The 12,799-nt window shown below is 61.2% G+C and carries 15 protein-coding genes; 10 read left to right on the top strand and 5 right to left on the bottom strand.

Features of this window, described 5'->3' with window-relative positions:
• Positions 1 to 187 precede the first annotated feature (187 nt).
• From GFM02_RS05850 to GFM02_RS05830, 5 genes are all read left to right on the top strand, one after another.
• Positions 188 to 1,129: an ABC transporter permease gene (locus tag GFM02_RS05850; protein ID WP_168321098.1), complete on the top strand. Its 942-nt coding sequence runs from the start codon at positions 188 to 190 to the stop codon at positions 1,127 to 1,129.
• Positions 1,129 to 1,998 carry an ABC transporter permease gene (locus tag GFM02_RS05845; RefSeq protein WP_020052729.1) on the top strand — a complete coding sequence of 290 codons (870 nt, stop codon included), beginning with the start codon at positions 1,129 to 1,131 and terminating at the stop codon, positions 1,996 to 1,998. The genes GFM02_RS05850 and GFM02_RS05845 overlap by 1 nt, the downstream gene beginning before the upstream one ends.
• Before the next feature lie 50 nt (positions 1,999 to 2,048).
• Positions 2,049 to 2,561 carry a RidA family protein gene (locus GFM02_RS05840; RefSeq protein ID WP_168321097.1) on the top strand — a complete coding sequence of 171 codons (513 nt, stop codon included), beginning with the start codon at positions 2,049 to 2,051 and terminating at the stop codon, positions 2,559 to 2,561.
• A 68-nt stretch (positions 2,562 to 2,629) separates the two neighbouring features.
• A complete protein-coding gene (locus tag GFM02_RS05835; protein WP_168304126.1) occupies positions 2,630 to 3,826 on the top strand; it encodes an aminotransferase class V-fold PLP-dependent enzyme in 1,197 nt (398 codons plus the stop codon).
• 32 nt (positions 3,827 to 3,858) lie between these two features.
• Positions 3,859 to 5,694 (top strand): ABC transporter ATP-binding protein, encoded by a 1,836-nt coding sequence (locus tag GFM02_RS05830; protein ID WP_168321096.1) that lies wholly within the window; start codon positions 3,859 to 3,861, stop codon positions 5,692 to 5,694.
• 31 nt (positions 5,695 to 5,725) lie between these two features.
• Here GFM02_RS05830 and GFM02_RS05825 read toward each other — a convergent pair whose 3' ends face one another.
• Entirely contained in the window at positions 5,726 to 6,940 is a 1,215-nt protein-coding gene (locus GFM02_RS05825) for a polyhydroxyalkanoate depolymerase (RefSeq protein ID WP_168321117.1), read from the bottom strand.
• A gap of 123 nt (positions 6,941 to 7,063) precedes the next feature.
• On the opposite strand from GFM02_RS05825, the gene GFM02_RS05820 reads away from it, so the two are divergent.
• The 3 genes from GFM02_RS05820 to GFM02_RS05810 all read left to right on the top strand — a co-directional run bounded on the left by GFM02_RS05820 (position 7,064) and on the right by GFM02_RS05810 (position 9,204).
• Positions 7,064 to 7,717: a glutathione S-transferase gene (locus tag GFM02_RS05820; protein ID WP_168321095.1), complete on the top strand. Its 654-nt coding sequence runs from the start codon at positions 7,064 to 7,066 to the stop codon at positions 7,715 to 7,717.
• 115 nt (positions 7,718 to 7,832) lie between these two features.
• Positions 7,833 to 8,651, top strand: a complete 819-nt coding sequence (locus GFM02_RS05815) for a bifunctional allantoicase/(S)-ureidoglycine aminohydrolase (protein ID WP_168321094.1) — start codon at positions 7,833 to 7,835, stop codon at positions 8,649 to 8,651.
• Positions 8,652 to 8,670: 19 nt separating this feature from the next.
• The gene (locus tag GFM02_RS05810; RefSeq protein ID WP_168266571.1) at positions 8,671 to 9,204 is read left to right on the top strand and encodes a GNAT family N-acetyltransferase; all 534 of its coding nucleotides are present in this window, start codon (positions 8,671 to 8,673) and stop codon (positions 9,202 to 9,204) included.
• Positions 9,205 to 9,577: 373 nt separating this feature from the next.
• Here the strand turns inward: GFM02_RS05810 and GFM02_RS05805 are convergent, their stop codons facing one another.
• From GFM02_RS05805 to GFM02_RS05790, 4 genes are all read right to left on the bottom strand, one after another.
• Positions 9,578 to 9,982, bottom strand: a complete 405-nt coding sequence (locus tag GFM02_RS05805) for a type II toxin-antitoxin system VapC family toxin (RefSeq protein WP_168321093.1) — start codon at positions 9,980 to 9,982, stop codon at positions 9,578 to 9,580.
• Entirely contained in the window at positions 9,979 to 10,248 is a 270-nt protein-coding gene (locus GFM02_RS05800) for an AbrB/MazE/SpoVT family DNA-binding domain-containing protein (protein WP_168321092.1), read from the bottom strand. The genes GFM02_RS05805 and GFM02_RS05800 overlap by 4 nt, the downstream gene beginning before the upstream one ends.
• 140 nt (positions 10,249 to 10,388) lie before the next feature.
• Positions 10,389 to 10,607 (bottom strand): hypothetical protein, encoded by a 219-nt coding sequence (locus tag GFM02_RS05795; RefSeq protein ID WP_003547964.1) that lies wholly within the window; start codon positions 10,605 to 10,607, stop codon positions 10,389 to 10,391.
• Positions 10,608 to 10,667: 60 nt separating this feature from the next.
• Positions 10,668 to 11,510: a pirin family protein gene (locus GFM02_RS05790; RefSeq protein ID WP_168321091.1), complete on the bottom strand. Its 843-nt coding sequence runs from the start codon at positions 11,508 to 11,510 to the stop codon at positions 10,668 to 10,670.
• Between the two features lie 265 nt (positions 11,511 to 11,775).
• On the opposite strand from GFM02_RS05790, the gene GFM02_RS05785 reads away from it, so the two are divergent.
• Together GFM02_RS05785 and GFM02_RS05780 are read left to right on the top strand one after the other, a co-directional pair.
• Positions 11,776 to 12,258, top strand: a complete 483-nt coding sequence (locus GFM02_RS05785) for a DMT family transporter (RefSeq protein WP_168321090.1) — start codon at positions 11,776 to 11,778, stop codon at positions 12,256 to 12,258.
• Complete coding sequence (locus GFM02_RS05780) at positions 12,255 to 12,695, top strand: DMT family transporter (protein WP_168321089.1); 441 nt, start codon at positions 12,255 to 12,257, stop codon at positions 12,693 to 12,695. The genes GFM02_RS05785 and GFM02_RS05780 overlap by 4 nt, the downstream gene beginning before the upstream one ends.
• Positions 12,696 to 12,799 lie beyond the last annotated feature (104 nt).

Raw genomic sequence — 12,799 nt, 5'->3', positions numbered from 1 at the left:
CAGGCTCATCCACGGTTGTAACCGGAGGGGGTGCGGGCGACTTCGTCACGCCTCTGGCCGGGTGGCCACCCGGCCAGAGGCTCAATCGCTTCCATCGCACGAAATTCCTAACGTGCAGATACAAGGGGAGAGGATCGGCGGATTCCGCTCCGATGCTGCATGGGCCAAGCGCTGGAGCATGGTTCGGATGATACGCTACATCCTCCAGCGCCTGTTCGGCATGATCGTCGTGATGTTTCTCGTCGTCACGATCGTCTTCGTCATCGTGCGCGTGACCCCGGGCGATCCGGCCGCCGTGATGCTCGGGCCGGATGCGACGCCGCAGGATATTGCCGACCTCAGGGCCCGGCTCGGCCTCGATCAGTCGCTCGGCCTGCAATATGTCTATTATCTCGGCCAGATGCTGAGAGGTGATCTCGGCCAGTCGATCTTCCTCAACATGCCTGTCACCTCGGCCTTGCTCGACCGGGCCGAGCCGACCTTTTTCCTGACGCTGTTCTCACTTGCCATCGCCAGCATCATCGCCTTGCCGATCGGCATCTATGCCGCCTATCGGCGCGGTTCCTTCATAGACCAGGCAGCAACGACGCTTGCGATGTTTGCCGCCAGCATTCCGAGCTTCTGGCTCGGCCTGATCCTGATGCAGTTCTTCGCCGTCAGGCTCAACCTCTTCCCGGTCTCGGGTTATGGCGGTCCGGGCTCGACCTTTCTCGATCGCATGTATCATCTGACGCTGCCCGCCTTTGCGCTCGGCATCGTCTCCTCGGCGCTGATCCTGCGTTTCACCCGCGCGTCGATGCTCGATGTGCTCGGCGACGATTATATCCGTACGGCGCGCGCCAAGGGGCTGATCGAGCGCCGGGTAATCCTCAAGCACGCGCTGAAGAATGCGCTGATCCCGATCCTGACGGTGATCGGCCTGACGGCAGCGGTCCTGATATCTGGCGCCGTCGTCACCGAGACCGTCTTCGGCCTGCCGGGTGTCGGCAATCTCGTTGTCTCCGCGGTTCTGCGCCGCGACTATCCTGTCATCCAGGGCGCGCTGCTCGTCATCGCCGCCCTCTACGTGCTGATCAATTTTGCGATCGACATGCTCTATCTGCTCGTTGATCCGAGGGTGCGCTACTGATGGCCGATATCGCAATCAAGTCCGTCGAAGGTGAGGGCAGCAAATTCGCCCGGCGCCTGCTGAAACGCAAGACGGTCGCCTTGGGCCTGCTGATCCTGACGATCTTCGTGCTTCTGGCGGTCTTCGCGCCTCTTGTCGCGCCCTATTCGCCGTCGAAGCTTTCCATCGTCAACCGGCTGAAGCCGCCGAGCGGCACCTTTGTCTTCGGCACCGACGAATTCGGCCGCGATGTCTTCTCACGCACCATCTTCGCCGGTCGCCTATCGCTGCTCGTCGGTGCGGCGGTCGTGACCTTGTCGGCCGTGATCGGCGTGACGCTCGGCCTGCTTGCCGGCTTTTTCCAGAAGCTCGACACGCCGATCGCCCGGCTGATCGACGCGATGATGGCGTTTCCGGATATTCTGCTGGCGATCGCGCTTGTCGCGGCCCTCGGCCCCTCGTTGACGACGGTGATCATCGCGCTATCGATCGTCTATGCGCCGCGTCTTGCCCGCATCGTCCGCGCTTCGACGCTGGTCATTCGTGAGCTGCCCTATGTCGAGGCGGCGAGGGCGCTCGGCATTTCGACCTTCCACATCATGACCCGGCATGTGCTGCGCAATCTGCTGTCGCCGATCCTCGTGCAGGCGACGTTCCTCTTCGCCAGCGCGATGCTTGCCGAAGCCGGTCTGTCTTTCCTCGGCCTCGGCGTCAGCCCCGAAATCCCGACCTGGGGAACGATGATTGCCGCCGGCCGCCAATATATCGGCCAGGCCGACTGGATGACGCTGTTTCCGGGTGTCGCCATCATCCTCTCCGTGCTGTCGCTGCAGATGGTCGGCGATGGCCTCAGGGACATGCTCGATCCAAGACTGCGCAAGGATCTTTAATCCGCCGACCAAGCGTCGGCCCAATCGAAATTCGCCAAATCGAAAATTGCATGACAGGAGTTTGCGTGAATCAGTTTCCCACCGCCGCCGGCAAGGTCGAGAACTCGCCTTACGAACGGCTTGCGGCCCTCGGCATAATGCTTCCGCCGCCGCCGCCGCCGATCGCCAACTTCGTGACGCACGTGATCGAAGGCAATATACTCTATCTCTCCGGGCAGGGCCCGCGCGAGGCCGACGGCTTCATGCATGCCGGCAAGGTCGGCGGTGGGGTCAGTGTCGAGCAGGCCTACGGTCACGCGCGGCTGACCGGCATCAACCTGCTTGCCGTCATGCAGGATGCGCTGGGCGATCTCGCCCGGGTCAAGCGGGTGGTCAAGCTGCTCGGCATGGTCAATGCCGTGCCTGATTTCGAGGATCATCCAAGCGTCATCAACGGCTGCTCGGATCTGTTGATCGCAGTCTTCGGGCCGGCGGGCGAACATGCCCGCTCGGCCGTCGGCTTCGGCTCGCTGCCCGGCAACATCACCGTCGAGATCGAGGCGATCGTCGCCTTGCACGGCTGACGGGAGTTCGACACACTTGATCGACCGCCCCATGTTTCGTTTTTCGACCCAGAATCCTGGAGATCTCCATGTCCACTGATACCCGCCCGTCGCTTGGCCTTCGCCCTGTCATCAATGTATCGGGCACGATGACCAGCCTCGGCGCGTCGATCGTCGTTGCCGAAGCGATCAGCGCGATGGCATCGATCCTGCCGCACTTTGTCGAGATCAACGACCTGCAGCGCAAGGCAAGCGCCGTCATCGCAAGGCTGACCGGCGGCGAGGCGGGCTTCGTCACCGCCTCCTGCTCGGCCGGCATTTCGCTTGCCGTCGCCGGCGCAATCACCGGCAATAACCTGCTGGCGATCGAGAAGCTGCCGGATGTGGTGTCGGAGAAGAACGAGGTGCTGGTGCAGATGGGCCATGTCGTCAGTTACGGCGCCCCGGTCGACCAGGCGATCCGGCTTGCCGGCGGCAAGGTCGTGCTTGTGGGGCAGGCGACCTCGACACATCGCTTCCACATGGAAAACGCCATCACCGACAAGACCGCCGCCGCCGTCTATGTCGTCTCCCACCATGTCGTCGATTACGGCCTGCTGAACCTCAAGGAATTCGTCGAGATCGCCCATGCCAAGGGCGTGCCCGTCATCGTCGATGCGGCCTCGGAATATGATCTGCGCATCTTCCTGGAGCAGGGGGCCGATATCGCGCTCTACTCCGGCCACAAGTTCCTCGGCGGCCCGACCTCGGGTGTCGTTGCCGGCAGGAAGGAGCTGGTGCGCCATGCCTTCCTGCAGAACATGGGCATCGGCCGCGGCATGAAGGTCGGCAAGGAGAGCATCTTCGGCGTCATGGCGGCACTCGAAGCCTGGGAAAACCGCGACCATGCCGGAATCCGGGAACGCGAGACCGGCTACCTCAACTTGTGGAAGCGCACGCTCGAAGGCCGCCCTGGCGTCACCGCGCTGATCGAGCCTGATCCGACCAACAATCCGCTCGATCGGCTGCGCCTGATCGTCGATCCCGAGCAAGCCCATATCACCGCCTGGGATCTGGCCGATGCGCTTGCCAAGGGCAGCCCGCCCATCATCGTGCGCGATCATGAGGTGGAGCACCGCTATTTCTACCTCGACCCCTGCAACCTGCACCCGGGCGAGGAGACGGTCGTCGCGGAGCGCCTGGCGCAGGAACTCGACAAGGCGCGCGCCTCCAACGAGATCATTGCAACGCCGATCGAGAACCGCAGCAGGCACCGCTTCGACGGTGCGTTGCGCTGGCCCGATTGATCCGCCGCTTACCCGTCGCAAGAGGAACCGCCATGGCCAGCGCCCAAACCCAACCGATCCAGACGACGACCGACGTTCTTTCCGTCGAAAGGCTGACGACATCCTTCCTGGTGGACGGTGTCTGGAAACCGGTCGTGCGCGATGTTTCCTTTACGGTGGCGCCAGCGGAGACGGTGGCGATCGTCGGTGAATCCGGCTCGGGCAAGAGCGTCACCTCGCTCTCGATCATGCGGCTGCTGCAGGCGGATACGAGCCGTGTCGACGGTCGCGTCATGCTCGGCGGACGCGACCTTCTGGCCTTGCCGGAAAATGCCATGCGGCAGGTGCGCGGCAACGAGGTGGCGATGATCTTTCAGGAGCCGATGACATCGCTCAATCCGCTCTTCACCATCGGCGACCAGATTTCCGAAGCACTGCTCTGCCATTCGGATATGAGCAAGGCCGATGCCAAAGCCGAGACGATCCGGCTGCTGGAAAAGGTCCGCATCCCCTCGGCCGCCTCGCGCTTCGGCGAATATCCGCATCGCTTCTCCGGCGGCATGCGCCAGCGGGTGATGATTGCCATGGCGCTTGCCTCGCGGCCGAAATTGCTGATCGCCGACGAGCCGACGACGGCGCTCGACGTCACCATCCAGGGCCAGATTCTCGACCTGATCAAGATGCTGCAGGATGAGGAGGGGACCTCCGTTCTCTTTATCACCCACGACATGGGCGTCGTCGCCGAGATCGCCGACCGGACGGTGGTGATGTATCGCGGCGAACAGGTGGAAAGCGGCGCCACCGCCGATATTTTTCACCGCGGCAAACATCCCTACACGAGAGCGCTGCTTTCAGCCGTGCCGGTGCTCGGCTCGATGCAGGGCAGGCAAAGGCCGCTGCGCTTTCCCGTGGTCAATACCGCGACGGGTGAATCGGATATTCCCGCCGAGGTTGCCGATACGGTGGCAGTGACGCCTGTCCTACAGGTGAAGAACCTCACCAAGCGCTTCGACATTCATTCCGGCCTGTTCGGCCGGCTGACCAGCCGGGTGCATGCGGTCGAAAACGTCTCCTTCGATCTTCATGCCGGCGAGACGCTGTCGCTCGTCGGCGAATCCGGCTGCGGCAAGTCGACGACCGGCCGCGCCATCATGCGGCTCATCGAGCCGCAGGCCGGTTCCGTTCTCGTCGAGGGCAGGGAGGTGCTCGGCCTCGACAGGAAAGATCTGCGCGAGATGCGCAAATCCGTGCAGATGATCTTCCAGGATCCCTTTGCCAGTCTCAATCCGCGCATGACGGTCGGCGCTGCGATCGCCGAACCCTATCTCGAACACAAGATGGGTAATTCGAAACAGGCAAAGGATGTCGTCGCCGACCTGCTGATGAAGGTCGGTCTGTCGGCGGATATGGCGGCGCGTTACCCGCATGAGTTTTCCGGCGGCCAGCGCCAGCGCATCTGCATCGCACGCGCGCTCGCCTTGCAGCCGAAGGTCATCGTCGCCGATGAAAGCGTCTCGGCGCTCGACGTCTCGATCAAGGCACAGGTCATCAACCTGATGCTCGATCTGCAGCAGAGCCTCAACCTCGCCTTCCTGTTCATCTCGCACGATATGGCGGTGGTCGAACGTGTCAGCCACCGTGTGGCGGTGATGTATCTCGGCGAGATCGTCGAGATCGGCCCGCGATCCGCGGTCTTCGAAAATCCGCAGCATCCCTATACGAAGAAACTCATCGCGGCAGTGCCCGTGCCCGATCCGGACCGTCGCCATGAAAAGCGGATGGTGGCGAATGACGAAATCAAGAGCCCGATGCGCGCCGTCGACTATCGGCCTGCGAGCACGTCTTATCGCGAAGTCGGGCCGGGCCATCTGGTCATGGCCGATCGATAGATTTGCCATCGCGTTTCGGATCTGACGAGCGCTATTCCATCGCCAGGATCATGTTGCGCACGACGGGGTAGATTTCCCCCTCCCAGCGGCGGCCGCTGAAGACGCCGTAATGTCCGACATTGGCCTGAAGATGATGGCGCTTCAGATGCGGGCGCAGCGAACGACAGAGATCGTGCGCGGCCGACGTCTGGCCGAGCGCGCAGATATCGTCGCGGCCGCCCTCGACGGTCAAAAGCGCCGTGTTGCGGATCTGGCCCGGGTCGACCTTGCGGCCATGGTGGGTGAGGTCGCCGGTCGCGAGTTCCGCCTTCTGGAAGACGCGTTCGATGGTTTCGATGTAGAATTCTTCGGTGAGGTCGAGCACGGCGAAATATTCGTCGTAGAACTTCTTGATCTTGCCGGCTTCGGCCGTCTCGCCCTTCGCCAGATGGTCGTAGAGCCTGCGATGAGCGTCCTGGTGGCGCTGCATGTTCATCGACATGAAAGCGACGAGCTGGAGGAAGCCGGGATAGACCCGCCGCCCGGCGCCCCGATAACGCCAGGGAACGCCCGTAATCAGCGAGTTCTCGAACCAGGCGAGCGACTTCGATACGGCAAGTTCGTTGACCTTCGTCGGGCTTTCGCGCGGATCGATCGGCCCGGCCATCAGCGTCATGGTCCGCGGGGTGGCGGGATGCCGCTCTTCCGACATCACGGCAACGGCGGCCAGCGCCTGCACGCAGGGTTGGCAGACGGCGAGGATATGAGCGCCAGGGCCGATTTCCTCCAGGAAATGCATGATATAATCGACATAGTCGTCCATGCCGAAGCGTCCGGCCGACAGCGGCACGTCGCGGGCGTTCGCCCAGTCGGTAATATAGACGTCGTGATCGCGCAGCAGGGTCTGCACCGTGCCGCGCAGGAGCGTCGCGAAATGGCCGGACAGCGGGGCGACGACCAGCACCCGCGGCCGCTTTGCATCGGTGTCCGTTGCAAAGTGCAGCAGCGTGCCGAAGGGCATGTCGAGTACGGTCTCGACGGTGACGGGCATCACGCGGTTGCCGATCATGACCGAGTCTATGGCGAAATCCGGACGTTGGTGGGTGATCTCGAAGCGTGAGATCATCTCCAGCGCGGCGGCGAAGTGCCGTCCCATTTCGCTGCCGGATCCCCAGAGCGCTGTCGCGGAGAAGATCTGCAGGCGCCGCGCCAGATCGCGGAGCGGCGCGATGAGATCATCCTGGAACTGATAGGCCTGGTAGAGCATGGCCGAAATCTCCCGCACTGCCGCATCGATGCGGCGGTGCAAAAAATGCTAGTGGAATATGTCCCGCCATGCGAGAAGATTATCGAGGAAGAAGCAACATTGTCCGACAAGGATACGAGCCCGATGTCGCAAGCTGCACTGACGATTTCCTCGAAGAACTACTCCTCATGGTCTCTGCGCGGCTGGCTGCTATGCCGGATGGCGGGGCTGGATTTCACCGAAGTCCTTGTGGAGATGGATGACGAGGCGCGTCAGGAACTGCTTCTGCTTTCACCATCGGTTCTGGTGCCGAGGCTGACCCATGACGATGTGACGGTCTGGGACACGCTGGCGATTGCCGAATATCTCCACGAAGTGACGCCGACTGCCGGGCTCTGGCCCGTCGAGCGGGCGGCGCGCGCCCGCTGCCGGTCGGTCTCGGGCGAGATGCATTCGGGTTTCCATAACCTGCGTTCGGCATTGCCGATGAACCTCAAGGCGCGGCATGCGAGCTTCAAGATATTCTCGGGCGCGCGGCCGGATGTCGAGCGCGTCAAGGCGATCTGGACCGAATGCCTCGAGGCAAACGGCGGGCCCTGGCTGTTCGGCACCACGCCGACCGTGGCCGATGCGATGTATGCGCCGGTCTGCACCCGCTTCCGCACCTATGCGGTGGAGCTCGAACCGCAGCTCGAAGCCTATGTCGAGACGGTGCTGTCCTGGCCGCTGATAGGCGAATGGACCGAAGGCGCGATGGCCGAGCCGGACGAGATCGTCGAGTTGGAAGTCGAGTTCTGACGGAAACCCGGCCGGGCGGCTCCCCATCGATTTTAACCGGCCGAATTAAGAGTTGCCTGGAAGGTGAGCGGCGCATAAAGCAGATGCAGTGCCACATGCCGCGAAGCCTGGACCGATGAACAGAGATTATTATTCCAAACTCGGCGGGCTGCCGCCGCAAACCGAGCTGCTTTCCAGCAAGGCCGTCTTCACCACAGCCTATGCGGTCATCCCGCGCAGCGTCATGACCGACATCGTCACCAGCGTCCTTCCGCATTGGACGGGGACACGGGCATGGGTTCTCTCCCGGCCGCTCTCCGGTTTCTCCGAGACCTTCTCGCAATATGTGATGGAGGTTCAGCCCGGCGGCGGAAGCGATCGGCCGGAGCCCGACAAGCGGGCCGAAGCGGTTCTGTTCGTCGTCGAAGGCGAGATGACAGTGGAGCTCGATGGCGTCAGTCATGCGCTGCGCAGCGGTTCGTTCGCCTATATTCCGGCGGGTTCGGTCTGGCGCCTGAAAAACGGCGGTTCGACGGCGGCAAAATTCCACTGGATTCGAAAGGCCTTTCAGGAGGTCGAGGGGCTGGAGCCGCCGCCGGCGATCGTCACACATGAGGACGAACATGCCATATCGGCGATGCCGGACACCGATGGACGCTGGGGGACCACCCGGTTCATCGATCCGGCCGATGTCCGCTATGACATGCACGTGAATATCGTGACTTTGGAGCCGGGTGCCGTGATCCCCTTCATGGAAACCCATGTCATGGAGCATGGTCTCTACGTGCTGGAAGGCAAGGCCGTCTATCGGCTGAACCAGGATTGGGTCGAGGTCGAGGCCGGCGACTTCATGTGGCTGCGCTCCTTCTGCCCGCAGGCATGTTACGCCGGTGGCCCCGGCCGGTTCCGCTACCTGCTCTACAAGGACGTCAACCGTCACATGACGCTCTGGTAGGATCTGTCGCAGAGGAACGATGAAGCTCGAAACTGAACGTCTGATTTTGAGACCCTGGCGACAGCAGGATCGCAAGCCCTTCGCTGCGATCAATGCCGAGCCCGACGTCGTCAGATATCTCAATCCTCTGACCGACGAACAGTCGAATGCGATGCTCGACCGCATCGACCGACACTTCGAGGACCATGGTTGGGGGTTTTGGGCGCTGGAGGAGAAGGCAAGTCGCCAGTTGATCGGCATGTGCGGCCTCGCCAAAGTTTCACCTGCTTTGCCATTTGCCCCGGCAGTCGAAATCGGTTGGCGGCTTTCGGCCTCTCGGCACGGCGCCGGATATGCGCGCGAGGCCGCAGAACGGTCTCTCGATTTTGCATTCAACGATCTGAAGCTTGACCGGATCGTCAGCTTCACGGTGCCCGCAAACAGCAATTCCTGGGGTTTGATGAGACGACTGGGGATGAACCGGATCGGTGAGTTCGATCATCCCAATTTGGCCGAAGGGCATCCGTTGCGCCATCACGTGCTCTATGAACTGCGGTCATCAAACGGTATTTGACCCACCCACACATTCGCACCAGCCGTGAGTTGGTGTGTCCTATATTTTCCAACTTATAATTGCAAAAGTGGCGTAATCTATCTTATGGAACAGATGGAACTATAGGCGTGTGCGTGGTTTTGGGTTGTCCGCAATCCTGTGACATTTGCCTGCTCCACGGCCGCCGTCGGGGATCTGGTTTCATGTAGGTCGAGGGACGTTCCCTGGACGCGACCGCGATGATCCAATGCGCCGGCGCTCAACATCGAGGCTGATATCTTCCATCCGTGACCAATGATCCTCTTGGTCGGTCCGGAGTGCAAGGCCGGATCCCAGGTAAGAAGGAACACGCCAGGACAAATCGACATTGAATTTCCAAAATGGCTTATGGCCATCAAACCAACCAGTTTTCGACCCGCAAGGCGCGAATACGCGTGAACTCGCCAACGTTCGCCGTCACCAGAACCGCTCCGAGGGCAGATGCGTGGGCGGCGATGAATAGGTCATTCGGACCGATAGGCTTGCCAGCGGCCTCCAGTTCAGCGCGGATGCCGCCGTATGCAGCATCGGCGGGCACATCCAGCGCAAGCACCGCTACGCTGCCGAGGATGGCTTCGATCTGGGCTAGAAGTTTCGGTGATCTCTTCTTGGCGCACCCGTAGCGCAACTCCGACGCCGTGATAATGCTGACGCAGATTGCATCGGGTCCAACCTCGGCGATGCGTTGAGCGACTACGCCCCTAGGGTTTCGAGCAAGCTCCGACACGATATTGGTGTCCAGCATATAAAGCCTGCTCAAAGGTCAATTTCTTTCACAGGAAGCAGGGTATCGTCTACATTAGGAAACTGATCTTCAGGACCAAGCGGCTCCAAACCGGCGAGAACCTCTAGGAGGTTTTTGCGGTGCACAGGCTCAATAATGAGCCGATCGCCATCGCGGTGGATCATCACTCGGTCACCGGGTAGCTCAAAGTCAGCTGGGATTCGCACAGCCTGACTCTTGTTGTTTCTGAAAAGCTTCGCCTCCCGCGGGGGGGTAGGCTCTTGATGTCGGGAATAGGCCACATCAGACTCCTGTGTATATACATAGGCATATACAATGCGTCGGCGAAGATTTCAACCAAGGTCGAGCCTTGTTGATCTCCTATCTGATAGAACCGGAAGGTGCTTTGCCAATCTCGCAGCCGATCTTGTCGGTTTCTCGGTCAGGCCGTTCGTCCAAGCGTGGAAAGTGCGTCCTGCAGTCTGAGCGCCGCCAATGCCTCGGTTGCCTCATCCGAAGACCATCCCGCTTCCAACGCCGCAGACAGGACCAGCGATTCCGTTTGAAGCTCGAGCTTCTCATAAAGCGGCTCGATGGCTTCACGCGCTGTTACAACGTGCTGGTCTGGTGGGGTGATGGGTGTGGCGGCAACCGTAGGCATGAAATGCTCCTCCTATTGAACGCTAAGGTTCGAAACCCGTTAGGGGCATCCTTGTTCCATTCATATCGCCTTTTTGGTCTTCGAGCGGCCATGCGAAAGATGACGCCACATATGGCGAAATTTCCTCCATCGCAGGAACGCGCGAATGATGATTGCCGGCGGGATATTCTTGTGGTCGCCGACAGTCCCCTGCCTGGTGATAGATGCGTTCGGGTCGAGCAGAAACGCGACCAACGTGCTTGCACTCTGCGCCTCTACTTCGAGCTTGTCATCAGATAAATGCAGCCCCTGCTCCCCTTCTGCAAAGGTCTGCGTCTCGACCACAACGAAACCGCTAAAGACATAGAAATAGAGCTCTCGGCCGTGTTTCTGCGGGAATTCCACTCGTATGCCTGCGTCTAGCCGGATATCGAAGACGTCGATCGCGCTGCGGACATAGAAGGGCGCGTCTTCACCTTCAGGCCCGACCAGGTGTCGCCAGACGTTGGCCGCGGTAGGTGGCATCGGCCCATGCTGGATCCTTGGCTCCAGATCGACCGCATAAGGGCGGACGAGGATCTGCAGCATCCGCAGAGGCGGATCGGATGCCAGCGTCTCTTCGGAATGCCAGAAGCTAACCCCGGCATTCATCACCATCAGATGATCGCGGTCGACCACCAGTCGGCCAACGGCCTTGTCGTCGTGGCGCATGACGCCTTCAGGCACCCAGGAAATGATCTCGTCGTTCCGGTGCTCGTGCATCGCGATCAGGCGGCCGGGATCGAGGATGGATTCAACGACCATGGCGAGAGGGCCCTGGCCGTGATCGGTCGGCTTCGGCTTCAACCAGCCCGGCATATTGACATGTGCGACGAAGCCGCCCGCATCCCGCACCACGAACGTTCGTGCGCCCTTGATCAGCATCGCATCCTCCATGCTTGCACGGCAGTGACGGCACCGGACTATTAGCCATCTGCTGGAAGGGCGCGTCAATGGAAGGGATGTTTGTCGAACCACGATTGACGCCAGGCAGGAAATCCGCTGAGACGTACCGTCCTAATCAGGAACCATGGTCGACGCATTCGTCCAGGCGAGTGCTGCAGCGTCCTTTGCGCGTCCAAAAAGACGCGGCGCTGTAGCGGCAATTTGAAAAATATCGGGCGCAATCGATTCTTTGACGGGATCTGCAATGACCACCGAAGCACGTAATTCGCATCCCATCTACTTCATCGGAGCTTTTGCCACGGGTGGGCTCCTGACTTTCATGGTGCATCTCAACGGGGAGTTGGCCCGTTATGGGAATCCCCTGTTCTCATCTTGGACCGCGCACGGCACGGGCATCATCGCAGCGGTCATTCTTCTCCTGGTGGTCCACCGCCGGCGCACGCCGTTGGTAGAAAAAGCCGCCAACGCGCCTTTATGGTCCTATCTCGGTGGGATATCCGGCGCGGCAACGGTCATTCTGACCTCGACCGCGGTCAACTCACCGCTCGGGCTCTCCGGCACCTTGGCTTTGGGTTTGGCAGGCCAGGTCGCCTTCAGCGTCGCGGCCGACAGTTGGGGACTGTTCGGCCTGCCAAAGCGGCGCCCAGATAGACAAGACATCGTAGCACTCGGCTTGGTCGTAACGGGGGCCGCACTCATTATACTGTTTGGGCGAGGTGCGGCATGACGGTGTTCATTCTCCTGGCGTGCCTGGGCGGTGTGCTCGTCGGCCTCAGTCGTCAGCTCAATGGACGGTTGAGCATATCGACGACGCCACTGATCGCATCCTTCTGGAATCATGCCATAGGCTTTGCTGCCCTCACCTGCCTGGGGCTCTTTGCCGGAGGTCTGCTTCCTGCGGGCGCTGCCGAGGCGCCTTGGTATGTCTATCTGGGTGGTCCCATCGGCGTCATCTTCGTGGCGGCGGGCAGTTGGGCGATTGCTCGAATAGGCGCGGTGAATTCGGCTCTGCTGATCATCGGTGGCCAGATGGTGACAGGGGTGGTGCTTGATTATGCGCGCAACGTTCCAGCGTCATTTTGGGCGAACGCGACCGGAATTGTTCTTATCGTCGGCGGAATGATGGTGAGCCGCGGACGACGCAAAGCCGGCGGCTCGCAATAGCCATCCGCCGTGCTGCGATTCCGGTGCCATCGCTGACCGAACAATTTCATCGGCCGGTCGCAACCCACGGGGATGGATGGACGGAGGGGAATGCCTCCCCGCCC

The sequence above is a fragment of the Rhizobium leguminosarum bv. viciae genome (genome assembly GCF_012276115.1).
Taxonomy (GTDB): domain Bacteria; phylum Pseudomonadota; class Alphaproteobacteria; order Rhizobiales; family Rhizobiaceae; genus Rhizobium; species Rhizobium leguminosarum_T.
Note: the sequence above shows the minus strand (reverse complement) of the source record. Positions and strands in the feature narration are given on the sequence as shown.